This window comes from Ruegeria sp. CDSA021 (genome assembly GCF_059612325.1).
This window is the reverse complement of record NZ_JBXWQJ010000001.1, coordinates 322817-347980: the sequence shown is the minus strand read 5'-3', so window position 1 is coordinate 347980 and position 25164 is coordinate 322817. Positions and strand designations below refer to the sequence as shown.

The window sequence follows — 25164 nt, the reverse complement described above, 5'->3', positions numbered from 1 at the left end:
GCTTATGCAACTGGACGCTGTGAAGGCATTGGCGGGTACAGACCGCCGCATTCTGGATCTGTTTGGGGCGGACGCAAACAGGGCCGAGTCTTTTTCGGCTTCGACCGGAGATATGCTGTTTGATTATTCCAAGACGCAGATCGGCGAGAATACTCGTTCAGCGCTGATCCAACTGTGCGAAGATGCCAGTCTTGCGGCGCGGCGCGATGCGATGTTTGCCGGCGAAAAGATTAACGAAACCGAGGGACGCGCGGTGCTGCACACGGCCTTGCGCAACCTTGATGGCGGGTCGGTCGACGTGGACGGTTTGGACGTCATGCCCGAGGTTCTGGACACGTTGCAACGGATGCGGGTCTTTGCTGAAGAAGTCCGCGGCGGCGCGATTGCCGGGGCAGGGGGTAGCTTTACCGATGTGGTCAATATTGGCATCGGGGGATCGGATCTTGGCCCTGTCATGGCCACACATGCGTTGGCCCCGTATCATGATGGGCCGCGCCTGCACTATGTTTCGAACGTGGACGGCGCCCATATCGCCGACACTCTGCGTCAGTTGGACCCGACACGGACATTGGTGATTGTTGCCTCGAAAACTTTCACGACCATTGAGACAATGACCAATGCACGTACGGCGCGCGCTTGGATGTCCGAAGGTGGCGGCGATCCGTCCCGGCAGTTTGCCGCTGTATCGAGCGCGTTGGACAAGACGCAGGCGTTTGGCATTCCCGAGGCGCATGTGTTCGGTTTCGCTGATTGGGTTGGTGGGCGCTATTCGGTCTGGGGGCCGGTTGGCTTGCCGGTCATGATCGCTGTCGGCTCGAACGCGTTTGATGCCTTTCTGCGTGGCGGGCAGGCGATGGATCTGCATTTCCGCTCGGCGGATTGGGTGGACAATGTGCCTGTCATGCTGGCTCTGGTTGGCATCTGGCATCGTCAGGTTCTGGGTCATACCAGCCGCGCAGTGCTGCCCTATGATCAGCGGCTGTTGCGGCTGCCTGCCTATTTCCAGCAGTTGGAGATGGAATCGAACGGCAAATTGGTGGCGATGGATGGTTCTTCCCTGACTGTTCCGTCAGGTCCTGTGGTCTGGGGCGAGCCGGGCACAAACGGTCAGCACGCTTTTTACCAACTGATTCATCAGGGCACGGACGTCATTCCTTGCGAATTCATGGTTGCGGCTGAAGGCCACGAACCCGAGCTGATCCATCATCACCGCCTGCTTTTGGCCAATTGTCTGGCGCAATCCGAGGCCCTGATGCGCGGCCGGTCACTGGATGAAGCGCGTGACCGCATGGCGGCAAAGGGGCTGACCGGTGCTGAGCTGGAGCGTCAAGCCAGGCATCGGGTTTTCCCCGGCAATCGCCCGTCCACCACTCTGATCTATCCGAAACTCACACCGTTCGTACTGGGGCAGATCATTGCCCTCTATGAGCACCGGGTGTTTGTAGAAGGTGTGCTGTTGGACATCAATTCCTTCGATCAATGGGGGGTGGAACTGGGTAAGGAACTGGCCACTTCGCTTGGCCCCATTGTGGATGGTGCCGAGAGTGCCGGCGGCAAGGACGCATCCACCGCTGCATTGGTCGCCTATGTGTTGAAACACCGGGATTAACGCCCCAAAAACGCGGCCTGCCGCACTGGCGGGCTGCATTCTTTTATTGTCAGACAATTAAATGCTTGGCAGGGTTCCATCCTAGGAAACGACTGGATTGACGCAATGGGGCATGCCCCTAGCTGTTAATGTCAGATGGATAAGGCAGGGGTCATTTAAGATCCGGCCAATGACGGGAGGATGTCCATGCTGGGACAGATGATGACGCAGCCCCTGCTGATTTCGTCACTTATTGATCATGCAGAAAGCTACCATGGCCAAACCGGGATTATCTCGGTCGAAACAGATGGCACGATTTCTAAGACCAACTGGTCCGAGATTGCGGTTAATGCCCGGCGTCTGGGATCAGCGCTGACCAAACTGGGGTTAGAGCCACAGGACAGGGTCGGAACCCTGGCGTGGAACAACAGGCGGCACCTGGAGGTTTATTATGCGACCTCTGGCGCGGGCTTTGTTTGCCATACGGTCAATCCACGCCTGTTCCCCGAGCAGCTGACATATATCATCAACCACGCTCAGGATCGGGTGCTGTTCTTTGATGCAACTTTCATCCCTTTGGTTGCGGCGCTGCACGAAGCGCTTACCGAAGTTCGACATTTTGTCCTCATGGGCCCGCGCAATGAAGAGGCGGCGTCACAGATTCCCGGTCTGATGTTTTATGATGAATTGATCGAAACAGGAGATGCGGGGTTCGCATGGCCTGATCTGGATGAAAACACAGCTTCAAGCCTGTGTTATACCTCTGGCACGACAGGCAATCCGAAAGGCGTATTGTATTCCCACAGATCGACCTTGCTGCACAGCTTTGCATCGAACACGAAGGATGTGATCGGCTTTTCCGCGATGGATGTTGTGATGCCCGTCGTACCAATGTTCCACGTTAACGCCTGGGGGTCGCCCTATGCCTGCGCCATGTCGGGTTCGCGGCTGGTCTTGCCCGGGCCGGATTTGCACGGCGAGGCGCTGGTCAACCTGATCGACACATATGGTGTAACCCTAGCCATGGGTGTGCCGACCATTTGGCAAGGTCTGCTGGCCCATGCAGCCAATTGCGGGACTGAGTTGAAAAGCCTGGATCGAACAGTGATCGGGGGCTCGGCCTGTCCGCCTTCGATGATCGAAACCTTCCGCGAAACCTATGGCGTCGACACGGTACACGCCTGGGGCATGAGCGAGATGAGCCCGCTGGGTACGGCAAACTACCCTCTGGCCAAACATCTTGAGCTGCCGCTGGAAGAACAGCACGCGATCCGCCTGAGCCAGGGCAGACCACCCTTTGGGGTCGAGCTGAAAATCGTCGATGATGATGGCAATGACCTGCCGCATGACGGCGAAGCTCAGGGCGATCTAATGGTCCGGGGGTATTGGGTTCTGGACAGCTATTTTATGTTGCAGGATCAGCAGCTTTTGCAGGATGGTTGGTTCGCTACGGGCGATGTCGCCACGTTGGATCCGGATGGCTTTATGACTATCCGTGACCGATCCAAGGACATTATAAAATCCGGTGGTGAATGGATCAGTTCGGTCGAGCTTGAAAACATCGCTGTTGCACACCCCAAACTAGCAACCGCGGCTGTGGTAGGCGTACCGCACCCAAAATGGGACGAAAGACCCTTGCTGGTCGCGGTGAAGGCTGAAGGCGAAGACCCAAGCGAAGGCGAATTGCTGGGGTTCTTCGACGGCAAGATCGCCAAATGGCAGATTCCGGACAAAGTGGTCTTTGTCGATGCACTGCCACTGAATGCTACGGGTAAGGTGTTGAAACGCAATCTACGCGCAGATTTCGAAGATGCCCTGACGGGCTGAAATCAGTACGTTATGGAAGAATGGCTCCGGCGGTAGGGATCGAACCTACGACCAATTGATTAACAGTCAACTGCTCTACCGCTGAGCTACGCCGGAACGGTTCGCGCCGTATAGCAATCCGGTTTCCCGGCGTCCAGTGCGGCGTGCAAGATTTTGAGGAAATTTTTTTCGGCCTTAAATTAGAGAACAAAGTCGCTCTTCGGGTTATTGGTGCTTCCTTGCAGGTTGCGTGGTAATTCGTTTTTTGCGGTGCATCTGCATCCTGAAAGTCGGGATACAGGTGTTAAGGTAACCCTTGTCTGCGGATTCCCACTGTCGCTATTGATTTAGCTGTCATGTGGTGTGAATTCTGTAACGGAAGAGTTTGCCGGAACAGAGACCACGGTGAATTCATACGTATGGCATAAAGTACGAAATGACCCGGAGATCATATTGAAAACGGCAAACCTGGAAAAACCTATTCTTACCATGCCGGAAGATGCGCAAAGTGTTTTGCGAAAGCATTATGATGCGGCCTCTGTAATTCTTGAATACGGCTCTGGCGGTTCAACCGTGGTCGCTGGTGAGATGGAATCAAAAGCAGTTTTCAGTGTCGAAAGTGATCGAAGCTGGGCTCGAATGATGCGACGCTGGTTTCGCGAGAATCCTCCGAATACGGGGACCGAGGTCAATATCTCTTGGGTTGATGTCGGTGAAACCAAAAAGTGGGGGTTTCCGATAAACCAGGAAAAATCGGCGCGATATCCCAGATACCCCCTTTCGATCTGGCAGAGCAAAGGGTTCAAACATCCCGATGTGGTTCTTGTTGACGGTCGGTTTCGCGTGGGCTGTGCCCTGGCAACAGCCTTCAACATTACTCGGCCCGTGACCTTATTGCTCGACGACTACGGAGACCGCCCACGTCTGCAGGCGGCGGAAGAATTTCTGCCCAAGCCCGAGCTTGTTGGCCGCATGGCAATTTTCCAGATAGAGCCGATGCAGATTCCCGCCGACCGCTTGATTCGTGTCATTCGGTTGTTAACGCTTCCGTAGGGGCGTGTTTTAGAAAGCGTTTCTTTCTTCGCGGGACCGAGTGGCAAGCTTTTAGGCAATTCAGCGTTTCTTTGAAATGTGTTCAAAAAAATGGACATGAACCTTGGTCGAGTAAGCGCTTGCCCTAGCACGTCCAACAAATCGCGGATTTCAGGACCGCGAAGTGGGAATTGCCAATATCTCGATTTAAAATTTGATTGGCTCCGGCGGTAGGGATCGAACCTACGACCAATTGATTAACAGTCAACTGCTCTACCGCTGAGCTACGCCGGAACTGAAGCGCGTATAGCAACCCGGATTCCCGGCGTCCAGAGGGGAAGCGCGCGAAGCACGAAAAAATTTTTTCATGTCATGCGACGCGATGAAAAACCGCTGTGGCAGAAATCTCGCCGCGTGGAAGAACCATGTTTTTCCCATTCAGGTCAACAAGATGAGCGAAGACATTGCGTTCTGCAGCAGGCAACAGGGCGACGGGTGTTTCGATATAGATACGCTCGGCCAGTTGTCGGGCTGTGCCCTCTGCCTGTTCCAGAGCCGACAGAATCTGTGCCTCGCGGGATTGCCTGTGTTTGATCAGCCATTCCAGACGGCCAGCCGGGTCTGTGATCGGCGCTCCGTGCCCCGCATGAAAAACCGACCAGTTCCGGGCACGCAGGCGGTGGCAGGCTGCCATGAAATCCGTCAAATCTCCGTCCGGGGGTGAGACCAAGGAACTGGCCCAACCCATCACGTGGTCAGCCGTGAAACAGGTGTCCTGCCAGCCCAGTGCGATGTGATTTCCCAGATGGCCCGGGGTGTGAATGACCTCCAGCTGCCAACCATCACCGTCAATGACCTCGCCGTCTGCAAGCTCCACATCTGGACGAAACGCGATGTCGATACCTTCGCCGCCCCCCGTCATGCCTTGTGCGACCAAACGGGTCATGACTTCGCTACGGCCAGCTTCAGGTCCGCCAAAGGCATAGATCGCTGCGCCCGTCCGCACCGCCAGGGGGGCAGCAAGGGGCGAGTGATCCAGATGCGTATGCGTCACGATGATGTGGCTGATTCTTTGCCCGGGAGTCACAGCATCCAGAATCGCGTTCAGATGCGCCTCATTTTCGGGGCCGGGGTCGATCACCGCGATGTCTTCGTCGCCCAGCAAGTACGTGTTGGTGCCACGATAGGTCATGGGCGAGGGATTCGGAGCCAGAATACGCCGCAGCCCCGGTTGCAGATCGACCGCAACACCTGCGGGTGGATTGAAATTGTCAGGTGCCTGCATTCTGTGCTCTTCCTCTTGTCCGGGCGGCCCGCTAGGTTTAGCCCATGTCCTCGCAATGGCTCAAACCCTATCTGCCTCGTAGCCTCTACGCCCGGGCGGCTCTGATTCTGGTTCTGCCGGTGATCGTGCTGCTTCTGGTGGTGGGCGTTGCGTTTATCCAGAAGCATCTGGAAGACGTCACAGGCCAGATGACACGCGCGGCGTCGCGTGAAGTGACTTTGATCACGACCGTGATTGAGGATACCGAGACCCAGCAACAGGCATTGGCGGCCATGCGCCCCGATTTGCAGGCCCTTGAAATGAAGGCTCGGTTTCTGGGCCTGAACGAAGAACCGATGGTTGGTGCGCGGCGGTGGTATGATTTCATCGCGCCGCAGGTTCAGGCCGACCTAATAGCGAATCTACCCGATCTGGTGGCGGTTGCCCTGCCGACCAGTCGCGAGGCACGTGTCTATGTTCAAACGCATCTGGGAGTTTTGGAACTGACCTTTGACAGGCGTAGATTATCCCCGGTCGCGCCGCATCAGTTGATCGTTACAATGGTGTTTTTTGCCTTCATCATGACGACGATTTCCTTTCTTTACATGCGCAACCAATTGCGGCCGATCACGCGCCTTGCCGATGCCGCGCAGGCATTTGGGCGCGGGCGGGTGGTGCCATATTCTCCTGGTGGCGCTATTGAGGTCCGCGCGGCTGGACATGCCTTTCTGGATATGCGCGCCCGGATTGAGCGGCAGATAGAACAGCGGACGCTGATGTTGTCGGGGGTCAGTCATGACCTGCGCACGCCCTTGACGCGGCTTAAGCTAGGCTTGTCGATGTTGCCCGAAGAGGACGCTGCGCCCTTGCAGCAGGATGTGACCGAAATGCAGTCTTTGATGGATGCGTTTCTGGATTTCTCGCGCGGGGCTTCGGAAGGCCCCCCTGAAGAGGTGCAGCCAGACGCGTTCATCCGTCAGATCGTGGAAGACTCAAAGCGAGCAGGGCTTGAGGTGGAGTTGACCCAGACCGAGGGGCAGGGGACCGTCATGCTGCGCCCTGTAGCCATTCGCAGGGCTGTTGAAAACCTGATCGGAAACGCGGTGCGGTATGGCACCCGAGCTGAGGTCAGCCTGACGGTGAACCCGAAATCCTTGCGTGTCCGCGTTGAGGATGACGGCCCCGGCATTCCGATCGAGCAACGCACCGAGGCGGTCAAACCTTTCACGCGACTTGATCCGGCGCGGAATCAGAATCAGGGCAGTGGCGTGGGCCTGGGTCTTGCCATTGTCGCGGATATCGCGCGCGCCCATGGCGGAACGTTGCGGCTTGCTAAGAGTGAGCGTTTGGGCGGGCTGTGCGCGGATATTATCATCGGGCGATAGCCGCACCTGCCGCTGCCAAAAAAAGCATGCAACTTTGTGATTTTGTCTGATCATGTCATTCTGACCCCGTTTTCAAACGGCGTGGGGTTCAGGGAAAATGATTAAAGCAGCTCTCAATAACTTCGAGAAAATAGTCGTTACAGTCACATCACTGTTTGCACTTGTTCCGATTACTCAGTTTGCACGGGAAGCCGAAGACCGAAAATTCGAACGTATGGCCAGTTTCATTGCGCTTGGCGACACCTGCAGCAATTGGATGCAGGAAGAAGTGATTCAGGGAATGGCGTTTGAACTCAAGCATTTTGTCAAAGAGGACGTGGATGAGCTGGCACCGATTCCAGTTCAGGTTCGGGCCAACCAGGTGATTTATTGTTCCTATGTCATGGATTATTTCCAGGCCGAGTTCGCAAAAGTCTATGGCCCGCCTGATCCGGACCCGGACTATTTCGAACCGACTGCAGATGAATACTTAACCATGCTGTATGACGCGTCACATTGGTCCGTTCCGATCGATTTTGAAGACTATCTTGTGACGGTCAGAAACCTGCCGCAATCGGCCGGGACACATACGTTCTACGATACACGAAGTCCCTGGTGGCTGGCTGAAACCGTGGAAGAGTTTTTGGAATACTAATGCCAGCAGTTTATCCCGCAGAAGTGTTGCAGGGCGTTCTGAATTATGGGGCGGGTTTGAAATAAACCTGATTTTCTTAGATTTCGGAGTCCGCCGTAGTGGTAGCTCTTCGAAACGAAATGAAACTTATTATGTCAATGTGTTTAGCGGATTTTGGTAGGCCCGGCAGGACTTGAACCCGCAACCAAAGCGTTATGAGCGCTCTGCTCTAACCAATTGAGCTACAGGCCCGCCTCGGCGTCTTGCTATCACGGTGAACGCCCACGTCAAGCCTGACCGTTGCAAGATGTTGCACAATAGACTAACCCGCCCGCAAAGCATTCATGAGGGACCAGCCATGACAGCGGGTAAGAACGGAATCACCTATGCCGATGCAGGCGTGGACATTGACGCAGGCAACGCTCTGGTCGATCGGATCAAGCCTGCCGCCAAGCGGACCAACCGCCCCGGCGTGATGAGCGGTCTGGGTGGCTTTGGCGCGCTGTTCGACCTGAAAGCTGCGGGGTATCAGGACCCTATTCTGGTTGGTGCAACAGATGGCGTGGGTACCAAACTGCGGATTGCGATTGATACCGGCGTTGTGGATGGGGTTGGCATCGACCTGGTAGCCATGTGCGTCAACGACCTGATCTGTCAGGGGGCTGAACCGCTTTTCTTCCTCGACTATTTCGCCACCGGCAAGCTGGACACCGACACGGCAGCGCGGATCATCGAAGGAATTGCCGAAGGCTGTGCGCAGTCCGGTTGCGCTTTGATCGGTGGTGAGACCGCCGAGATGCCGGGCATGTACCCCGACGGCGATTTCGACCTGGCCGGGTTTTCGGTTGGTGCGATGGAGCGCGGTGCGGATCTGCCCGCAGGCGTGCAATCCGGTGACGTGCTGCTGGGTCTGGCCTCGAACGGGGTGCATTCAAACGGCTATTCGCTGGTGCGCAAGCTGGTCGAGCTGTCGGGGCTGGGCTGGGATGCGCCGTCCCCCTTCGGCGAAGGCACTCTGGGTGAGGCTCTGCTGACACCCACGCGTCTTTATGTCAAACCGGCTTTGGCTGCCGTCCGTGCGGGTGGTGTGCATGCGCTTGCCCACATCACAGGTGGCGGTCTGACCGAAAACCTGCCGCGCGTTTTGCCCGAAGGACTGGGTGTCGAAATCGATCTGGACAGCTGGCAACTGCCGCCTGTCTTTAGCTGGATGGCGCAAACTGGTGGTATTGTTGAAGCCGAAATGCTCAAGACCTTCAACTGCGGTATCGGCCTGATTGTGGTGTGCGAGGCAGGCAAAGCGGATGATCTGTCGACCTTGCTGTCCGACGCCGGTGAGACCGTCGCGCGGATCGGCACCGTGTCTGAGACGCCCGGTGTTGCCTACTCGGGCAAACTGCTGTGAGCCACAAGCGCGTCGCGATCCTGATTTCCGGGGGCGGGTCGAACATGGTGTCGCTGGTCGACAGCATGACCGGCGATCATCCAGCGCGGCCTTGTTTGGTGCTGTCTAACGATGCACAGGCGGGCGGGCTCAAAAAAGCTGCGGACCGTGGCATTCCGACCGCAGTTGTTGATCACCGACCCTTCAATGGGGACCGCGCCGCTTTTGAGGCTGAGCTTTTGAAGCCCCTGCAAGACGCACAGCCTGACATCGTGTGTCTGGCGGGCTTCATGCGCGTACTGACAGGGGGCTTCGTGTCTCGGTTTCAGGGTCGGATGCTGAACATCCACCCCTCTTTGCTGCCGAAATACAAAGGCTTACATACTCATGCCCGTGCCATCGAGTCAAGGGATATCGAACATGGATGTTCCGTCCATGAAGTCACAGCAGCGCTGGACGATGGCCCGATCCTGGGGCAGGCGCGGGTGTCTGTTGAACCTGATGATACCCCGGATACGCTGGCTGCGCGAGTGCTGGTTTGGGAGCATAAACTTTACCCCGAAGTGCTGCGACGCTTTGCAGAAGGCAACAGGTCGTCCATCCTGTTGCCCTGAACCTGCTCTGGGTGATTTACACCCGCCCGAAAATCGGCCTATGGTCGTCGTTAACGCTCGGGACGAAGAAAAAACGGGCAGTCACAAAAGCAAGAGCGATACTAGTACGGCGCATGAAAACCCTGACGACGAAGCAAGAGCTGGCCGATTTCTGCAAGGCCGCTGCAGGCTATCCATATATCACAGTCGATACCGAATTTCTGCGCGAGCGGACGTATTATTCCAAGCTTTGCCTTGTGCAATTGGCGGTCCCTTCCGAAAACGAAGACAGCGCGGTTCTGGTCGATCCGTTGGCCGATGATCTGTCGCTTGAACCGCTTTACGAGCTGTTCCGCAACGAGGATGTGGTCAAGGTATTCCATGCTGCCCGTCAGGATCTTGAGATCTTCTGGGTAGAAGCCGGTGTGTTTCCCAACCCTCTGTTCGACACACAGGTCGCGGCGATGGTCTGCGGCTTTGGTGAGCAGGTCGGGTATGAAACGCTGGTGCGCAAGATTTGCAAGCAAGGGGTCGACAAGACCTCTCGGTTCACGGATTGGTCCCGTCGCCCTCTCACAGATGCACAGAAAACGTATGCGCTGGCCGATGTGACCCATTTGCGCAAGATTTACGAGCATCTGGCGGCAGAGCTGGAAAAGACCAGACGCAGCCATTGGGTGGGGGAAGAACTGCGCACGCTGACTCAGCCTGCCACTTATGACATTCGTCCGGAAGAAGCGTGGAAACGGGTCAAGACGCGGACAAATTCGGCCAAGTTTCTGGCTGTCATACGGGAACTTGCACAGTTTCGCGAATCCTATGCGCAGGAAAACAACGTCCCGCGAAACCGCGTATTCAAAGACGATGCCTTGGTTGAGCTGGCGTCAACCAAACCCAAGACGCTCTCGGATCTGGGCGGATCGCGGCTGTTGCTGCGCGAGGCGCGCAAGGGCGCGATTGCCGATGGCATTCTGGCCGCTGTCAAACGTGGGGTGAATTGCCCGGCAGACAAGTTGCCCATTATCGACACGTCGCGCGACAAGCTCAAGGTCAACCCGGCTTTGTCTGACTTGTTGCGGGTTTTGCTGAAATCCAAAACTGAAAGCTCGGGCGTGGCTGCCAAGCTGATCGCCACAAGCTCTGAGCTGGATCAGATTGCTGCTGGAGAGCGGGACCTGCCCGCTATGTCCGGCTGGCGGTTCGAGGTCTTTGGCGAGGACGCGCTGAAGCTGTGCGACGGCAAGATCGCACTGGCGGCCAAGGGGCAGGCGGTCAAGGTTGTATCGCTTTAACGGCGGTTAGCGCCGCCGCGATTCCAATGCGTTCTGTTGCCCGACAACACGTACCAAGCGAATACCTTCAAGGTCCTGGCGACTGACATTTACGGCGTCCGACACCATACGCGTGCGTTCGGAGCCCTGCGGTGTTTGCGCGCCGGGATAGGTCACGCGAAACACAAACTCCATCGTGCCATTTTTCTCGTTCTCTTCTGAATTCACACGAACCAGTCGCGCATTGTACGCACCCTGACGGACGGCTGTTCCAGCAGCATAGATGATCGCCCCGTTTGGCGTTGGGTCGATGCGCAACTCGTCAATCTGGCCGATTGGAATGCTTGTATCTTCGGCATCAGGACGTGAAAACAGGCCCGTTCCCTCTCGCTGCTTGGGTACAAGGATGTCGGCAGCATTGGGGTCGGAGGGTACGTCAGCCTCAACCGATCTGCTGGAGCCAAACCAATTCGACGGGTTCACCCGAGAGTCACGCCAGCCGCTGCAAGCAGTCAGGGTCAGCGTGGCGATGATGAGAACGGACAGAGATTTTTGCATGGACCCACAGCTTTTCACACGAATTCAGACAATGGGTTAGCGCAATTTCCTCGCGTTGAAAAGGCACCGCAGGGGGTGGACAGAGTGTGGTCGTCGGCATAGGTCACTGTTTGTATCGAAACCGAAAGGATCGCCGCACCATGGCCACGCCCGCCTTTGAGGACATTGTCGAAGATTTCGAGTTTCTGGAGGACTGGGAAGATCGGTATCGCCATGTCATCGAGCAGGGCAAGGCGATGGAACCGCTGGATGACGCGCTTAAGGTTCCGGCGACAAAGGTGCATGGGTGCGCCAGTCAGGTTTGGCTGCATCCCATGATCGACTCCGGTACCTTCAAATTCGATGGCGACAGCGATGCCTTGATCGTACGCGGGCTGATTGCTGTCCTTCGGTCTTTGTATAACGGTTTGCCGGTGGCCGAAGTTCCCGGTGTCGATGCCGGGGCCGAGCTTGCGCGTCTGGGGCTGAACGATCACCTGTCGGCGCAGCGGTCCAACGGTCTGCGCGCTATGATCCAACGCATTCGTAAGGTGGCCCAGGAAAACGCCTAAGGTCAGGTCGGGCGGTTTGCCCAATCTGACAATGTGGTTTCAAGATCGCCATAACCGGTAAAGCGGCGCTCGAACTCCAAACCCATCTTGTCCGCGCATTGGCGCGCGCGCTCCGTCAGTTCCGGGCTGTCGATCTGCGCTTGATAGATCAGTTTGGTGTAGTTGCCGAAGTACATATCCCGCAGTTCCGGGTGGCGATCCAGGCCCAGCGGTTTCCAGACAAAGGCGTCAAATTGCCTGGCCAAAAAGTCGGTCAGGTAGAAAGCTGTGGTTTCGTCTTCGCCGCGCGCGTCGAAGGCTTGGTTGCCTTCGAAAAAGGAATAGCAATGGGGACCTTTCACCATCTCGACTCCAAGTTTTTCGCAGGCTTGCTGCAATAGGCCACCGGTTCCGCAGTCGGCGTAGACCACATAGATTTTGTCGAACTGGTCACGGTGCTTGGCCACCGCGTCTTCCACCGCCTGCGTAATCCGTTCCGGATGGACATGCAGAATGGCGGGCAGGCAGGTCAGCGCAATATGATCCCAGCCGTTGCGCGATTTGATATCCAGAATCTCTTTGGCCAACGCCCCGCAGGCGATCAGCAGGATGCGACCGGAATCGGTGTTGGCGTAGCCTTTGGTCGTCAGGCTGGCATCATCGGGCAGGGCGTCTTTTTGCATGGTGTGGCGTCCTCTGAGTTCTTCCAAGAAGAGGATGAATATCAAGCGCAGGCAAGCCCTGTTCCGACCTGTGATGGCAAGCTGCCGACCTCAGCTGTCGAGCGCTGTCAGCAGAAGACTAACAAGTTGGTCGGATTTGCATAAACGTCGACCAAACGGTGCAGTCCCAAATTGAAGGTCTAGGGGCTTGCACTAAACATAGGCGGTTCTGCCTTCCAAAACGAGAAAGGGCCGCCCAAATGTGAACGGCCCTTTTCAAAAAAATCTCAGGCGGCTCAGCCAGCCAGCTGATTGTGCTTGCGGCCTACAAAGTCTTTTGCGGTTTCCACTGCAACCGCAGCGTCACGGCAATAGGCGTCTGCACCGATGGCCTTGCCAAACTCTTCGTTCAGCGGGGCGCCGCCAACCAGAACGATATAGTCATCACGCACACCTTGTTCGACCAACGTGTCGATAACCACCTTCATGTAAGGCATTGTGGTGGTCAGCAGCGCAGACATGCCCAGAATATCTGGTTGCTCGGTTTCAAGCGCTTCCAGGTAATTCTCGACCGGGTTGTTGATTCCCAGATCGACAACTTCGAAACCGGCGCCTTCCATCATCATCGAAACAAGGTTTTTGCCGATGTCGTGGATATCGCCTTTGACGGTGCCGATGACCATCTTGCCGACGCGCGGTGCGCCTGTTTCTGCGAGCAACGGCTTGAGGATGAACATACCGCCCTTCATGGCGTTGGCGGCCAGTAGAACTTCGGGCACGAACAGGATGCCGTCGCGGAAGTCATGGCCCACGATGGTCATGCCACCAACCAGCGCTTTTGTCAGGATGTCATACGGGGTCCATCCGCGTTCCAGCAGGATGTTGGTGCTTTCTTCGATCTCTTCTTTCAGACCGTCATAGAGATCGTCGAACATCTGTTCGACCAATTCGTCGTCGTTCAGTTCGGACAGGATGATGTCTTCTTCGTCGGACATGGGGTATTCCCTGTGCTGGGCGGGCTATCGGCCCGTGGTGGCATTTTTATCGTTTTGGCCAAAACGTCGCATCCTGACTGTGACGATTGCGACGTCGGTCGTTTCGGGACCGACCTATAGGTCAAAAAATTGACCGGCTCGAATGAAAAATCTGCATGATTATCGTGTGCTCCGTTTGATCATGCCTGTTTTGGCTGGCGCATGGATGACTTGCACCGGACGCGTCGCAGGAGTACGTTCCGAATGAGAACAAACATAGAACAAGCTGTCGAAATGAGCGCCATACAAACTCCGAAAGCCAGAGGAACACGTTTGAACGCCGCCGGACGGTTCGAACGCTTTGCCACTGTCGCCGCCGATGACGGGTGGGAGAGTGACGAATCCCTGCCGCCTCTGCGCACTGAAACACGGGATGAGGTGGCGCGCAGTGCGATTACGTATAACCGGTCTCCGGATCTACCGTTTGACCGTTCCATCAATCCGTATCGGGGGTGCGAACATGGGTGTGTCTATTGTTTTGCCCGGCCCAGCCATGCCTATCTGGGTCTGTCCGCAGGGCTGGATTTCGAAACTCGCCTGACCGCCCGCCCAAACATGAACAGTGTGTTGCGCAAGGAATTGTCGTCAAAATCCTACAAGGTGGCTCCGCTGGCCATTGGTACAAACACCGACCCCTATCAGCCCATCGAGAAAAATCGCTTTATTACAAGGTCCTGTCTTGAGGTGCTGCGCGAATTCAACCATCCGGTCGCAATTGTCACCAAGGGTGCTCTGATCGAGCGGGATCTGGACATTCTGGCTGAAATGGCCAGCCATGGGCTGGTGCGTGTTGGGATCTCGCTGACCACTTTGGACGCAACTCTCTCGCGCCGGATGGAGCCTCGCGCACCGTCACCGGAACGGCGTCTGCGTATGATCCGCACTCTGACCGAGGCAGGGGTTCCGGTACGCGTCATGACTTCCCCGATTGTGCCAGGTTTGACCGATCATGAACTTGAGAACCTTCTGGAAGCGGGGCAGGAGGCCGGAGCAGATGCCGCCAGCTGGATCATGCTGCGGTTGCCACGCGAGGTATCACAGCTGTGGCAGGACTGGCTGGCAGAGCATGAACCAGCCCGTTCCGAGAAGGTCATGTCCAAGCTGCGCGACATGCACGGAGGGCGCGATTATGATCCCCGTTGGGGGCACCGAATGCGAGGTGAGGGTGTCTATGCCGGGATCATCGCGCAGAGATTCTCGAAGGTCTGCAAACGCCTTGGTTTGTCGGTCAAATCCGCACCGTTGCGTTGCGACCTGTTTGCCGTACCGCCACAGCCGGGGGATCAGATGCGTCTGTTTTGATTGGAAAGATCAGAAGCTTATGCCGCAGAGGTCGCAAAACGATGACCGAAACGGCCAGCAGTGCAGATCAGACGGACCAAACAACACGCGGTCAATCACACCAGGCCCCCAAGGCCCGAGATCGAAACTGTTTGAACCTTCGCGCTCTTCGACCCGGAAATTACTGATGCATGACTACACTTCGGCAACGCTGATGAGCAGCGGTCCAAAAAAAGACCCCGGTCAAACCGGGGTCCTTTTGTCAAATGAACTGCTCTGCGACGGATCAGCGGTTTTCGATATCCACGTAATCCCGCAGCGTCTCGCCCAGATACAGCTGGCGTGGGCGTCCGATCTTGTTCTGAGGATCGGCGATCATTTCTTTCCACTGGCTGACCCAGCCCACTGTGCGCGACAGGGCGAAAATCGGCGTGAACATTGAGGTTGGGAAACCCATCGCCTCGAGGATGATGCCCGAATAGAAGTCCACATTCGGGAACAGTTTTTTGTCGGCGAAGTACGGATCTTCCAGCGCTTCGCGCTCCAGCTCCTTGGCAACCTGCAGTTTCGGGTTGTCTTCAACACCCAGCAGATCCAGCACTTCATCGGCCGATTGCTTCATAACTTTGGCGCGCGGATCGAAGTTCTTATAGACGCGGTGACCAAAGCCCATCAGGCGGAACGGATCGTTTTTGTCTTTGGCTCGAGCGATGTACTCAGGAATGCGATCAACTGTGCCGATCTCTTCCAACATCTCCAGACACGCCTGGTTCGCACCACCATGGGACGGACCCCACAGGCAAGCGATGCCAGCCGCGATACACGCGAACGGATTTGCACCCGAGGACGACGCCAAACGCACGGTCGACGTTGACGCGTTCTGCTCATGATCGGCGTGTAGGGTAAAGATGCGGTCCATCGCGCGGCTGAGGATCGGGTTCACCTCATATTCTTCGGCCGGAACGCTGAAACACATGCGCAGGAAGTTGGACGCATAGTCCAGATCGTTGCGCGGATACACGAAGGGCTGACCTGTGTGGTATTTATAGGCCCAGGCTGCAATCGTTGGCATCTTGGCGATCAGGCGATGCGATGCGATCTCACGTTGCTGCGGATCCGCGATATCGGTCGAGTCGTGATAGAAGGCCGACATCGCACCGACAACACCGACCATGATGGCCATTGGGTGCGCGTCGCGGCGGAAACCACGATAGAAATACTGCATCTGCTCGTGCAGCATGGTGTGACGAGTGATCGTGGTTTCGAACTTCTCCAGAGCCTTTGCCGCAGGCAGTTCTCCGTACAGCAGCAAATAGCAAACCTCGAGGAAGTGCGACTTCTCGGCCAGTTGGTCGATCGGATAGCCCCGATGCAGCAGCTCGCCTTTTTCCCCGTCGATATAGGTGATGGTGCTGTCGCAACTGGCGGTCGAGGTGAAGCCCGGATCGTAGGTAAAAACCCCGGCCTGACCGTAAAGCTTGCGAATATCGACAACGTCAGGGCCGGTGGTCGGGGAATGAACTGGCAACTCGTAATCTTTGCCGTGAACAGTCAGAGTGGCTGTTTTGTTGCTGTCAGTCATAGTTGTCCCTTCTTCATTCATGCGTACGCCGGACGGACCTCTGGCGATACGGGCAACGACTGCGCGCGGACGCGCAATCCGGGTGTTAGCGGAGCAGCGTTACCCGTTTATGAAGGTTGGGTTTATTTCGCTGCCTCAGTGAGCCGCGCCAGGGTTTCATCCCGTCCCAGCACCAGCATCATATCAAAAACCGAAGGTGTAACGGCCCGGCCTGCCAGCGCAGCCCGTAGCGGGCCTGCCAACTTGCCGAACTTGAGCTCCTTTGACTCGGCAAAGGAATTCAGGACCTCCTCCAGTTCGTTCCGGGACCAGCTAACATTTTGCAGCTGCGGCGTCAATTCCGACAGTATACCGTCGGATACAGTTGCCAGTGCATTTGTCGCCTTCTCATCGGGAGAAATTGGGCGTTCGGTCAGTGCAAAATGCGCTTTTTCAAGGAGTTCCGGGAAAGTGCGTGCCCGATCCTTGAGGCAATACATCGCACGTTCCAGATCACCGGATTGTGTCGAGGTGAGAGCAGGAAGGTCCGCTGCCGCAAGGTAATCTTCAATTTCTTGCCGCAGCGCAGCATCATCAGAGATGGCAATATGCTGGCCGCAGAGATTCTCCAGCTTTTTCAGATCGAAACGGGCCGGGCTTTTGCCGATCCCGTCCAGATCGAACCATTCTTTTGCTTGGGCATCCGTAAAAAATTCGTCATCACCATGACTCCAACCCAAACGAGCCAGGTAATTACGCATTCCAGCCGCGGGATAACCCATGGCCTGATATTCCTGCGCACCAAGCGCGCCATGACGTTTCGACAATTTCTTGCCGTCGGGCCCGTGTATCAGCGGGATGTGCGCCCAAACCGGAACGTCCCAGCCCATCGCCTCATAGATCATCATCTGGCGCGCTGCGTTGTTCAGGTGATCGTCGCCGCGAATAACATGGGTGACGCCCATGTCATGATCGTCGACCACCACCGCCAGCATGTAGACAGGTGTGCCATCCGAGCGCAGCAGGATCATGTCGTCCAGTTGATCGTTGCGGATGGTGACACCGCCTTGAACCTGATCACGGATGACGGTCACCCCATCCTGCGGGGCCTTGATACGGATGACGAACGGCGCATCGGGATGTGTCGTCGGATCGGCGTCGCGCCAGGGGCTTCGGAACAGGGTCGATTTCCCTTCGGCGCGCGCCTGTTCGCGGAAGGCAGCGATTTCCTCCTGAGTCGAGAAACACTTGTACGCCTTACCCTTGGACAGCAGTTGATGGGCAACCTCAGCATGGCGGCTTGCGCCGTCGAACTGGCTGATCACTTCACCGTCATGGTCCAGACCCAGCCATGCCATGCCCTGAAGGATTGCGGCAGTTGCTTCGGGGGTCGAGCGTTCGCGGTCGGTGTCTTCAATCCGCAACAGGAACTTGCCGCCACGGCCCCGAGCGTAGAGCCAATTGAACAGCGCGGTGCGCGCGCCGCCGATATGCAGAAAACCGGTGGGTGAAGGGGCAAAACGAGTGACGACCTGGTCGGACATGGTGGGGATTAACCTTTTGGTAACCGTATCTGGCATAGATTGACGCCTGTCTAACGAGCCCGAAGGACGGGGGCAACCATGCGTGTTCTTACACGGGTTGAGGCCGCGCTGCTGCACCAGACAGGGTACCTGTTCCCATGGACACCGGTCTTGCTGGCAACGGGAATTGGCCTGTATTTCAACATCCGGTCAGAGCCCGCGTTGCCGGAATACGCAGGTCTGGTCTGTCTGTGCCTGGCACTTATCGTTTTGCGCCGCTGGCTTCCGCCGGGGGTGGGGTCGTTGACCATCGGGGGGGCGCTGATCGCTGCAGGTTTCTGCCTGGCAGGTGCTCGCGCCCATATGGTGGCAGAACCGGTTCTGTCATGGCGATATTATGGCCCTGTCGAGGGGAGGGTCGTCGCCATGGATCGGTCTGCCTCGGATGCGTTGCGGTTGACGCTCGATCAGGTACGTATAGGGGACGTGCCGCAGGAGCGAAGGCCGCAGCGCATCCGTCTTTCCGTGCATGCCCCAACAGGATCAATCGCACCGGGGCAAAGGATCATGACAACGGCGCATCTGTCTCCGCCACAAGGCCCGGTTGAGCCCGGCGGGTTCGATTTCCGCCGCCATGCCTGGTTCCAGAGTTTAGGCGCGGTGGGGTACACCCGCGTCCCTGTTTTAACCATCGCGCCTGCGTCAGACGGGATCGAAGGCGTTCGGCTAACCGCCATACGCATGGCCATTTCCGAGCGCGTGAAAGAAGTTCTTCCGGGGGAAATCGGTGGTTTTGCTGCTGCTGTGACCACCGGAGATCGCAGTGGCATGGGACAAGAGACGCTGTCGTCGCTGCGGGCTTCAAACCTGGCGCATTTGCTGGCCATATCGGGTCTGCATATGGGGCTGCTGACGGGATTCGTCTTTGTGGCCTGCCGCATCGGTCTGTCGCTCATCCCACCGCTTGCGCTGCGGGTACTAGTTCGAAAGGTGGCTGCTGTGTGTGCTTTGCTTGCGGCGACCATCTATCTGATGTTGTCCGGGGGAAATGTCGCCACCGAGCGCGCCTTTGTCATGATCACGGTCATGTTGGGCGCCGTGCTGATCGACCGTCGGGCTATATCACTGCGTGCTGTGGCCGTTGCGGCGGTGATCGTCCTGATCCTCAGACCAGAATCACTGCTGAGCCCGGGATTTCAGATGTCATTTGCTGCCACCACCGCACTGGTCGCCGTGTTCGGAGCGCTGCGCGAATTTGGTTCCATGCCCGGACCGAAATGGCTTAAACCGGCGGTGGGCGTTCTGATGTCCTCAGCTATAGCAGGGATTGCAACTGCTCCGATCGGTGCCGCGCATTTTAACACCATGTCGCACTACGGGCTTTTGGCGAACCTGCTCTCTGTTCCGGTCATGGGTTTGTTTGTTGTCCCGGCGGCGGTGGTTGCCGCGTTACTGGCTCCTCTGGGGCTCGAGGCGATTCCCCTGACGGTGATGGGCTTGGCCCTGAACTGGATATTGACGGTGTCGCATTGGGTTTCGAACCTGGATGGCGCACAGGGATATGTAGTTGGTCCGCCGTGGTACATTCTGCCTCTTATCGCGTTGGGCGCTTTGTGGACCGCGTTGTGGCAAGGACACGCGCGGTGGGTTGGGGCGGGGCCTGTTCTTGCGGGTTTTCTGTTGTGGACCGAAGGGCAACGTCCTGACGTCCTGATCGCCGAGACCGGAGGGTTGGTGGGGGTGATGACCGAACAAGGCCGCGCGCTAAGCAAAAACAAAGGCAGCGGGTTTGTCGCGACCGTCTGGTTGGAGAATGATGGGGACGGTGTCGATCAGTCTCAGGCGGCGCTCAGGTGGCCAGAGAAAAACGCGGTCCAACGCTATCTGCTGAAGGAGCAGGAAATAATCCACCTGACCGGCAAACGGGCGGCAAACGGATTTAAAGAATGCAAGGAAAACCAGATCATCGTCTCTGCCATAGCCCTTGATCTGCAAGGGTCATGCGGGGTGTTTGACCCGGATCGTTTGTATGAAACCGGCAGCCTTTCCGTTCTGGACGGTAAACTGGTATCAAGTGCTGAGCTCACCGGGCGCAGGCTCTGGTCCCCGAACCCTGCCGGGGACCTCCGTTCCAGGCGAAATCAGTAGGTCCGGATCAGGCCCACAAGGCGGCCTTGCACCTTGACCTTTTCCTCGGGCAGTACGCGCGTCTCGTAGACCGGGTTGGCAGCCTCGAGCGCGATGGCGTTGCCACGGCGAAAATACCGCTTCAACGTGGCTTCCTGATTTTCGACCAGCGCAACCACGATGTCGCCGTTGTCTGCGGTCGAAGTTTCCCGGATCACCACCACATCACCGTCGTTAATACCCGCGTCGATCATCGAGTCACCGCGGACCTCCAACGCGTAATGCTCACCCTTGCCGGAGACCATGGGGCCGGGGACGGCAACATGGTGCGAGACATGGCTGATGGCTTCAATCGGAACACCGGCTGCGATCCGGCCCATGACCGGCAGCTCCAGCGCGTCTACCGAAACAGGTTCAACATTGGCTGGGCGGCGGCCTTCCGGTTTGTCACCTTCGATCACACGGGGCGTGAACCCGGTAGTGGGTTCGCCACCCAGGCTTTCAGGAAGTTTCACAATCTCAATAGCACGGGCGCGATGGGCAAGGCGGCGGATAAACCCGCGCTCTTCCAGCGCGGTGATCAATCTGTGGATGCCGGATTTCGACCGCAGATCAAGCGCGGCCTTCATTTCGTCAAAACTGGGCGGAACACCGTCAGCCTGCACGCGTTTGTGGATGAATTCCAGCAAATCCAATTGCTTCTTGGTCAGCATCGCTCACACCTCGTCGCTCATACGTTTTCTTTTGTTCTACGCATGTTCACGTTTTGTGTCAATGGATTTGAGAACATCTCAGATGGGCAGGTACTGAACCGTTTCTCCGATTTTTTGGGCGGGATCGTGCGGTCGGCGCATCAAAAGCGCGTTGGCCTGCGCCAGAACGCTGAGAAGCGAGCTGTCTTGATCCGCGCAAGCCGCAATGCCCGCATCGCTCAGAACCGCGCGCATATAGTGCTCTCGCGGTCCGTTTTTCGACAAAGGCTCCGTGAGTAGCGCGGTACGGAAAGGCGGAACCACGTGGTCCAGCCCCAGCATTCGGCGCACCATAGGAGCCAGAAACAGATAGCCGCAGACCATGGCGCTGACCGGATTGCCCGGCAGGCCGACCATTGCCGTTTCGCCAATACGCCCGGCCATCAGCGGTTTTCCCGGGCGCATTCGGATCTTGTAGAAGGACCGTTCCATTCCCAATCCCTGCGAAACATCCGAGACAAGGTCATAGTCACCAACAGACGCACCGCCGATTGTCACGACAAGATCGGCCCCATGCGCCAGGCCAAACGCGGTTTCAAGCGAGGAAACGGTATCGCGCGCAATGGGCAGAACCCGCACCGTTGCCCCCAAGCCTTCAAGCAACGCCTGCAGGCCGAATGTGTTCGAGGCGATGATCTGATCCGGACCGGGCTCTTCCCCTGGCATAACCAGCTCATCACCAGTCGAGATCAGGGCGATCACCGGTTTGCGCGCAACCGTGACGCGCGGGGTGTTCATTGCGGCCATCAGGGCCACATCCTCGGCTCGGATCAAACGCGGCGCTGAAATGGTTGTGCCAATTTCAAAATCGACGCCAGCAGGACGGATATTTGTTTTAGGGCCCGGATCGTCGGTAATCGTGATCAAGTCTCCGCGGCGGTCAGTATCTTCCTGTATCACCACAAAGCCCGCGCCCTCGGGGATCGGCGCACCGGTGAAGATGCGCACCGCCTGACCGGGGCCGACTTGGCCGTCAAACCGATGGCCCGCTGCGGATTCGCCGACAACCTTGAACATGGCGTGCAGCTCAACTTCGGCGGCTTTCACCGCATACCCATCCATCGACGAAGCGGCGAAGGGCGGCTGGTTCCGTCCCGCCACAACATCCTGCGCCAAAACACGCCCGGCGGATTGTGCCAGAGGAACCTCTTCCGAAGGTAAGGGGCCCACCAGATCGAACAGCAGGGCGCGTGCCTCTTCGACCGTTATCATTTTGCCTCGTAACGCCCTGATTTTCCGCCGTCTTTCAGTAGAACGCGGATGCCGCCAATCTCCATCGCTTTGTCGACGGCTTTGGTCATGTCGTACACCGTCAATGCAGCGGTTGAGACAGCGGTCAGGGCTTCCATCTCGACACCTGTCTGTCCCGAGGTTTTGACCGTAGCCTCGATCTGAACACCCGGCAGATCGGGATCAAGCGTCAATTCGACTGCCACTTTTGTAACAGGCAAAGGGTGGCACAGGGGGATAAGGTCTGGTGTTTTCTTTGCTCCCATGATGCCGGCCAGACGGGCAATGCCAAGGACATCACCCTTTTTCGCGCGTCCTTCTGAAATGATTTCAAAGGTTTCCGCTGCCATCCTGATGTGCCCGGCAGCAACGGCGACACGGTCGGTCACGTCTTTGTCCGACACATCAACCATATGCGCCTGACCTTGCGCGTCAAAATGGGTCAGCGGCATCACATCACTCCGGGGATCAGAGGGTTCGACAGGATATGACGCGTGGCGGCCTCGACATCGTCCTGACGCATCAGGCTTTCACCGATCAGGAAGCACCGGGCACCGTAGCGCGCAATGTCCTTCAGGTCATCCGGCGTTCCCAGACCGCTTTCACAGACAATGGTACGGTCTGCAGGCACCAGCTTGGACAAGCGCCGTGTGGTGTCGAGTGTGGTCTCGAAGGTTTTGAGATTGCGGTTGTTGATGCCGATCAACGGGCTTTTCAACTGGGCCGCGCGTTCCAGTTCCGCTTCGTCATGCACTTCGATCAGAACATCCATCTCCCAATCGAAGGCGGTCTGTTCCAACTCAGCCGCCTGATCTTCGCTGACGGATGCCATGATGATCAAAATACAATCAGCACCCAGGGCGCGGGCTTCGACCACTTGATAGGGGTCATACATGAAATCCTTGCGCAAGGCGGGCAGGGATGTCGCCTCGCGCGCCTGCGTCAGGTATTCCTTGGCGCCTTGAAAGCTGGGGGCGTCGGTCAGCACGGACAAACATGCAGCGCCCCCGTCCTCATACGCTTTGGCCAGTACAGGCGGATCGAAATCCGGGCGGATCAGACCCTTGGACGGGCTGGCTTTCTTGACCTCGGCAATCAGGCCATAGCCTTGCCGGGACGCGGATTGCAAAGCCTTCGCAAAGCCACGGGTTTCTGATGCGGCCCGCGCCTCACCTTCCAGTGTTTCCAGGGATTTTTGTGCCTTGTCGGCTGCGACCTCTTCCAGCTTGTAGGCTTTGATCTTGTCCAGAACGGTCTCGGTCATGCGGCTTCCTGTGTCTTGCGGGCCAGAGCGGCGATTTTGTCTTTGGCTTTGCCGCTGTCGATGCTCTCGGCGGCCATGGTGACACCTTCGCGAAGATCGTTTGCAGCTTCGGCCACGACCAAAGCAGCAGCCGAATTCATCAGCACGGCGTCACGATAAGCGGACGGGGCACCATCCAGCAGTGCGCGGAAAGCCACTGCGTTTTCTTCCGGAGTTCCGCCGATTATATCCTCGAACGGATGAACCGGCAGACCAGCGTCTTCGGGGTGCAGTTCAACCTCTTTGATCGTGCCGTCTTCCAGTGCAGCGACCCAGCTTATGCCTGTGATCGTGAGTTCATCCGTCCCGTCCGAGCCGTGCACCAGCCACGCGCGGTCTGAACCCAGCAGACCAAGCGTTTCGGCCATCGGGCGGATCAGGTCGCGACTGAACGCGCCGGTCAATTGCCGTTTGACGCCAGCGGGATTGGTCAGGGGACCAAGAATGTTGAAGATCGTGCGCGTGCCCAGCTCCTGGCGTGATGGCATCACATGGGCAATGGCCGGATGATGCATCGGGGCCATCATGAAGCCAATGCCGACGTCTTTCAAAGCGTTCTCAACAACTTGCGGACCAACCATGACGTTGATACCCATCTGACCCAAAGCGTCCGCCGCGCCGGATTTTGAACTCAGGTTGCGATTGCCGTGTTTGGCGACCGTGACTCCGGCACCGGCGACTACAAAAGCTGTCGCGGTCGAAATATTCAGAGTGCCTTTTCCATCTCCGCCCGTGCCCACAATATCCATCGCCCCGTCGGGTGCCGACACGGCGTTGCATTTTGAACGCATCACGGCGGCGGCTGCGGCGTATTCGTCGACTGTCTCGCCGCGTGTCCGCATGGCCATCAGCAATCCGCCGATCTGGCTGGGTGTGGCTTCGCCCTCGAACAGAATGGCAAAGGCTTTTTCAGCTTCATCACGAGTCAATGGGCGATCGGCAGCGGCCCCGATCAGCGGTTTAAGCGCGTCGCTCATGCGGGGACTTTCAGTTCTTGCAGGAAGTTCTTGAGCAAGGCGTGACCATGCTCGGATGCGATGGACTCAGGGTGGAACTGCACGCCGTGGATGGGCAGTTCCTTGTGTTGCAGACCCATGATGGTGCCATCTTCCAGCTCGGCCGTGATCTCAAGGCATTCGGGCAGGGTTTCGCGTTCCACGATCAGCGAATGGTACCGCGTTGCCTCAAAGGGCGAGGGCAAACCGGCAAACAGGCCTTTACCCGTGTGGTTCATGGTGCCCATTTTGCCGTGCACGATCTCGTGGCAGCGCACCACTTTACCGCCAAAAACCTGACCGATGGTCTGGTGGCCAAGGCAAACCCCCAACAAAGGTGTTCTGGTTTCAGCGGCAGCTTCGGTCAGCGCAAGGCATATCCCCGCCTGATCCGGGTCGCAGGGGCCTGGGCTCAGCAGTATTCCGGCGGGGTTCATCGCCATCGCTTCCTGCACATCCAGCGCATCATTTCGGCGAATGACCATTTCGGCACCAAGTTCGCCTAAATAATGTACCAAATTGTAGGTAAACGAATCGTAGTTGTCGATCAGCAGCAGCATATGGGCACTTATCTTCGCTTGGGCATTTCAGGCTGGCGATGCAGCCCCGGGCCACGGTATAATGTCCGCACATACATGCTCAGGCTTGAGCGGCAGCGTCAAGAGGACATAC

General features: G+C 57.3%; 23 protein-coding genes and 3 tRNA genes. 11 read left to right on the top strand and 15 right to left on the bottom strand.

All coding sequences use genetic code 11. From position 1 onward, the window contains the following. The first annotated feature begins 4 nt into the window (after positions 1 to 4). A complete protein-coding gene (gene pgi / locus AC2FLD_RS01765; RefSeq protein ID WP_496669718.1) occupies positions 5 to 1609 on the top strand; it encodes a glucose-6-phosphate isomerase in 1605 nt (534 codons plus the stop codon). Between the two features lie 186 nt (positions 1610 to 1795). After that, positions 1796 to 3415: a long-chain-fatty-acid--CoA ligase gene (locus AC2FLD_RS01760; protein ID WP_496669720.1), complete on the top strand. Its 1620-nt coding sequence runs from the start codon at positions 1796 to 1798 to the stop codon at positions 3413 to 3415. A gap of 21 nt (positions 3416 to 3436) precedes the next feature. Here the strand turns inward: AC2FLD_RS01760 and AC2FLD_RS01755 are convergent. Further along, positions 3437 to 3511: transfer RNA gene (locus AC2FLD_RS01755), tRNA-Asn, on the bottom strand. 336 nt (positions 3512 to 3847) lie between these two features. Here AC2FLD_RS01755 and AC2FLD_RS01750 point away from each other — a divergent pair. Then, positions 3848 to 4447, top strand: a complete 600-nt coding sequence (locus AC2FLD_RS01750) for a hypothetical protein (RefSeq protein WP_496669721.1) — start codon at positions 3848 to 3850, stop codon at positions 4445 to 4447. 198 nt (positions 4448 to 4645) lie between these two features. Here AC2FLD_RS01750 and AC2FLD_RS01745 read toward each other — a convergent pair. Beyond that, positions 4646 to 4720: transfer RNA gene (locus AC2FLD_RS01745), tRNA-Asn, on the bottom strand. A 76-nt stretch (positions 4721 to 4796) separates the two neighbouring features. Next, positions 4797 to 5711: an MBL fold metallo-hydrolase gene (locus AC2FLD_RS01740; protein ID WP_496669723.1), complete on the bottom strand. Its 915-nt coding sequence runs from the start codon at positions 5709 to 5711 to the stop codon at positions 4797 to 4799. A 44-nt stretch (positions 5712 to 5755) separates the two neighbouring features. On the opposite strand from AC2FLD_RS01740, the gene AC2FLD_RS01735 reads away from it, so the two are divergent. After that, the gene (locus AC2FLD_RS01735) at positions 5756 to 7075 is read left to right on the top strand and encodes an ATP-binding protein (RefSeq protein WP_496669725.1); all 1320 of its coding nucleotides are present in this window, start codon (positions 5756 to 5758) and stop codon (positions 7073 to 7075) included. 97 nt (positions 7076 to 7172) lie between these two features. After that, entirely contained in the window at positions 7173 to 7709 is a 537-nt protein-coding gene (locus AC2FLD_RS01730; protein WP_496669727.1) for a hypothetical protein, read from the top strand. A gap of 154 nt (positions 7710 to 7863) precedes the next feature. Here AC2FLD_RS01730 and AC2FLD_RS01725 read toward each other — a convergent pair. Then, positions 7864 to 7940: transfer RNA gene (locus AC2FLD_RS01725), tRNA-Ile, on the bottom strand. A gap of 106 nt (positions 7941 to 8046) precedes the next feature. On the opposite strand from AC2FLD_RS01725, the gene purM reads away from it, so the two are divergent. From purM to rnd, 3 genes are all read left to right on the top strand, one after another. Continuing rightward, a complete protein-coding gene (gene purM / locus AC2FLD_RS01720; RefSeq protein WP_496669729.1) occupies positions 8047 to 9093 on the top strand; it encodes a phosphoribosylformylglycinamidine cyclo-ligase in 1047 nt (348 codons plus the stop codon). Continuing rightward, the gene (gene purN, locus AC2FLD_RS01715; protein WP_496669731.1) at positions 9090 to 9686 is read left to right on the top strand and encodes a phosphoribosylglycinamide formyltransferase; all 597 of its coding nucleotides are present in this window, start codon (positions 9090 to 9092) and stop codon (positions 9684 to 9686) included. Before purM ends, purN begins: the two co-directional genes overlap by 4 nt. Before the next feature lie 113 nt (positions 9687 to 9799). Then, positions 9800 to 10957 (top strand): ribonuclease D, encoded by a 1158-nt coding sequence (rnd, locus tag AC2FLD_RS01710; RefSeq protein WP_496669733.1) that lies wholly within the window; start codon positions 9800 to 9802, stop codon positions 10955 to 10957. Positions 10958 to 10963: 6 nt separating this feature from the next. Here rnd and AC2FLD_RS01705 read toward each other — a convergent pair whose 3' ends face one another. Further along, positions 10964 to 11494, bottom strand: coding sequence for a hypothetical protein (locus AC2FLD_RS01705; RefSeq protein WP_050602332.1), 531 nt, complete (start codon positions 11492 to 11494; stop codon positions 10964 to 10966). A gap of 140 nt (positions 11495 to 11634) precedes the next feature. Here AC2FLD_RS01705 and AC2FLD_RS01700 point away from each other — a divergent pair, with 140 nt between their 5' ends. Continuing rightward, complete coding sequence (locus AC2FLD_RS01700) at positions 11635 to 12045, top strand: SufE family protein (RefSeq protein WP_496669735.1); 411 nt, start codon at positions 11635 to 11637, stop codon at positions 12043 to 12045. Positions 12046 to 12047: 2 nt separating this feature from the next. On the opposite strand, the gene AC2FLD_RS01695 is transcribed toward AC2FLD_RS01700, so the two are convergent. Both AC2FLD_RS01695 and AC2FLD_RS01690 read right to left on the bottom strand, forming a co-directional pair. Beyond that, positions 12048 to 12707, bottom strand: a complete 660-nt coding sequence (locus AC2FLD_RS01695; RefSeq protein WP_496669737.1) for a DUF1638 domain-containing protein — start codon at positions 12705 to 12707, stop codon at positions 12048 to 12050. 275 nt (positions 12708 to 12982) lie between these two features. Further along, positions 12983 to 13681: a corrinoid protein gene (locus AC2FLD_RS01690; protein WP_050602335.1), complete on the bottom strand. Its 699-nt coding sequence runs from the start codon at positions 13679 to 13681 to the stop codon at positions 12983 to 12985. Between the two features lie 243 nt (positions 13682 to 13924). Here AC2FLD_RS01690 and AC2FLD_RS01685 point away from each other — a divergent pair, with 243 nt between their 5' ends. Beyond that, entirely contained in the window at positions 13925 to 15022 is a 1098-nt protein-coding gene (locus tag AC2FLD_RS01685; RefSeq protein WP_496669739.1) for a PA0069 family radical SAM protein, read from the top strand. 265 nt (positions 15023 to 15287) lie between these two features. On the opposite strand, the gene gltA is transcribed toward AC2FLD_RS01685, so the two are convergent. Continuing rightward, positions 15288 to 16583: a citrate synthase gene (gene gltA / locus AC2FLD_RS01680; RefSeq protein WP_496669740.1), complete on the bottom strand. Its 1296-nt coding sequence runs from the start codon at positions 16581 to 16583 to the stop codon at positions 15288 to 15290. A 122-nt stretch (positions 16584 to 16705) separates the two neighbouring features. Further along, complete coding sequence (gltX, locus tag AC2FLD_RS01675) at positions 16706 to 18106, bottom strand: glutamate--tRNA ligase (RefSeq protein ID WP_496669981.1); 1401 nt, start codon at positions 18104 to 18106, stop codon at positions 16706 to 16708. 78 nt (positions 18107 to 18184) lie between these two features. On the opposite strand from gltX, the gene AC2FLD_RS01670 reads away from it, so the two are divergent. Beyond that, complete coding sequence (locus AC2FLD_RS01670) at positions 18185 to 20233, top strand: ComEC/Rec2 family competence protein (protein WP_496669742.1); 2049 nt, start codon at positions 18185 to 18187, stop codon at positions 20231 to 20233. Here the strand turns inward: AC2FLD_RS01670 and lexA are convergent. The 6 genes from lexA to AC2FLD_RS01640 form a co-directional block, all read right to left on the bottom strand. Beyond that, positions 20227 to 20925, bottom strand: a complete 699-nt coding sequence (lexA, locus tag AC2FLD_RS01665; protein WP_496669744.1) for a transcriptional repressor LexA — start codon at positions 20923 to 20925, stop codon at positions 20227 to 20229. The two genes, AC2FLD_RS01670 and lexA, sit on opposite strands and share 7 nt — an antisense overlap. 78 nt (positions 20926 to 21003) lie before the next feature. Continuing rightward, complete coding sequence (locus AC2FLD_RS01660; protein ID WP_496669746.1) at positions 21004 to 22176, bottom strand: molybdopterin molybdotransferase MoeA; 1173 nt, start codon at positions 22174 to 22176, stop codon at positions 21004 to 21006. Continuing rightward, the gene (gene moaC, locus AC2FLD_RS01655; RefSeq protein WP_496669748.1) at positions 22173 to 22646 is read right to left on the bottom strand and encodes a cyclic pyranopterin monophosphate synthase MoaC; all 474 of its coding nucleotides are present in this window, start codon (positions 22644 to 22646) and stop codon (positions 22173 to 22175) included. The genes AC2FLD_RS01660 and moaC overlap by 4 nt, the downstream gene beginning before the upstream one ends. Next, positions 22646 to 23458, bottom strand: coding sequence for an indole-3-glycerol phosphate synthase TrpC (gene trpC, locus AC2FLD_RS01650; RefSeq protein ID WP_496669749.1), 813 nt, complete (start codon positions 23456 to 23458; stop codon positions 22646 to 22648). Before trpC ends, moaC begins: the two co-directional genes overlap by 1 nt. Beyond that, positions 23455 to 24474: an anthranilate phosphoribosyltransferase gene (gene trpD, locus AC2FLD_RS01645; RefSeq protein WP_496669750.1), complete on the bottom strand. Its 1020-nt coding sequence runs from the start codon at positions 24472 to 24474 to the stop codon at positions 23455 to 23457. The genes trpC and trpD overlap by 4 nt, the downstream gene beginning before the upstream one ends. After that, the gene (locus tag AC2FLD_RS01640) at positions 24471 to 25052 is read right to left on the bottom strand and encodes an anthranilate synthase component II (RefSeq protein WP_496669752.1); all 582 of its coding nucleotides are present in this window, start codon (positions 25050 to 25052) and stop codon (positions 24471 to 24473) included. Before AC2FLD_RS01640 ends, trpD begins: the two co-directional genes overlap by 4 nt. Positions 25053 to 25164 lie beyond the last annotated feature (112 nt).

Excerpts from the sequence above, each read along its gene's own strand:
- AC2FLD_RS01760 (WP_496669720.1), top strand. The coding sequence starts at position 1,796 with ATGCTGGGACAGATGATGACGCAGCCCCTGCTGATTTCGTCACTTATT.
- AC2FLD_RS01690 (WP_050602335.1), bottom strand. The coding sequence starts at position 13,681 with ATGTCCGACGAAGAAGACATCATCCTGTCCGAACTGAACGACGACGAA.
- AC2FLD_RS01705 (WP_050602332.1), bottom strand. The coding sequence starts at position 11,494 with ATGCAAAAATCTCTGTCCGTTCTCATCATCGCCACGCTGACCCTGACT.
- AC2FLD_RS01740 (WP_496669723.1), bottom strand. The coding sequence starts at position 5,711 with ATGCAGGCACCTGACAATTTCAATCCACCCGCAGGTGTTGCGGTCGAT.
- AC2FLD_RS01695 (WP_496669737.1), bottom strand. The coding sequence starts at position 12,707 with ATGCAAAAAGACGCCCTGCCCGATGATGCCAGCCTGACGACCAAAGGC.
- moaC (WP_496669748.1), bottom strand. The coding sequence starts at position 22,646 with ATGCCGCTGACCCATTTTGACGCGCAAGGTCAGGCGCATATGGTTGAT.
- pgi (WP_496669718.1), top strand. The coding sequence starts at position 5 with ATGCAACTGGACGCTGTGAAGGCATTGGCGGGTACAGACCGCCGCATT.
- purM (WP_496669729.1), top strand. The coding sequence starts at position 8,047 with ATGACAGCGGGTAAGAACGGAATCACCTATGCCGATGCAGGCGTGGAC.
- lexA (WP_496669744.1), bottom strand. The coding sequence starts at position 20,925 with ATGCTGACCAAGAAGCAATTGGATTTGCTGGAATTCATCCACAAACGC.
- rnd (WP_496669733.1), top strand. The coding sequence starts at position 9,800 with ATGAAAACCCTGACGACGAAGCAAGAGCTGGCCGATTTCTGCAAGGCC.
- AC2FLD_RS01730 (WP_496669727.1), top strand. The coding sequence starts at position 7,173 with ATGATTAAAGCAGCTCTCAATAACTTCGAGAAAATAGTCGTTACAGTC.
- AC2FLD_RS01735 (WP_496669725.1), top strand. The coding sequence starts at position 5,756 with ATGTCCTCGCAATGGCTCAAACCCTATCTGCCTCGTAGCCTCTACGCC.
- AC2FLD_RS01660 (WP_496669746.1), bottom strand. The coding sequence starts at position 22,176 with ATGATAACGGTCGAAGAGGCACGCGCCCTGCTGTTCGATCTGGTGGGC.
- gltA (WP_496669740.1), bottom strand. The coding sequence starts at position 16,583 with ATGACTGACAGCAACAAAACAGCCACTCTGACTGTTCACGGCAAAGAT.
- AC2FLD_RS01700 (WP_496669735.1), top strand. The coding sequence starts at position 11,635 with ATGGCCACGCCCGCCTTTGAGGACATTGTCGAAGATTTCGAGTTTCTG.
- AC2FLD_RS01685 (WP_496669739.1), top strand. The coding sequence starts at position 13,925 with ATGAGAACAAACATAGAACAAGCTGTCGAAATGAGCGCCATACAAACT.
- AC2FLD_RS01670 (WP_496669742.1), top strand. The coding sequence starts at position 18,185 with ATGCGTGTTCTTACACGGGTTGAGGCCGCGCTGCTGCACCAGACAGGG.
- gltX (WP_496669981.1), bottom strand. The coding sequence starts at position 18,106 with ATGTCCGACCAGGTCGTCACTCGTTTTGCCCCTTCACCCACCGGTTTT.
- trpC (WP_496669749.1), bottom strand. The coding sequence starts at position 23,458 with ATGACCGAGACCGTTCTGGACAAGATCAAAGCCTACAAGCTGGAAGAG.
- trpD (WP_496669750.1), bottom strand. The coding sequence starts at position 24,474 with ATGAGCGACGCGCTTAAACCGCTGATCGGGGCCGCTGCCGATCGCCCA.
- AC2FLD_RS01640 (WP_496669752.1), bottom strand. The coding sequence starts at position 25,052 with ATGCTGCTGCTGATCGACAACTACGATTCGTTTACCTACAATTTGGTA.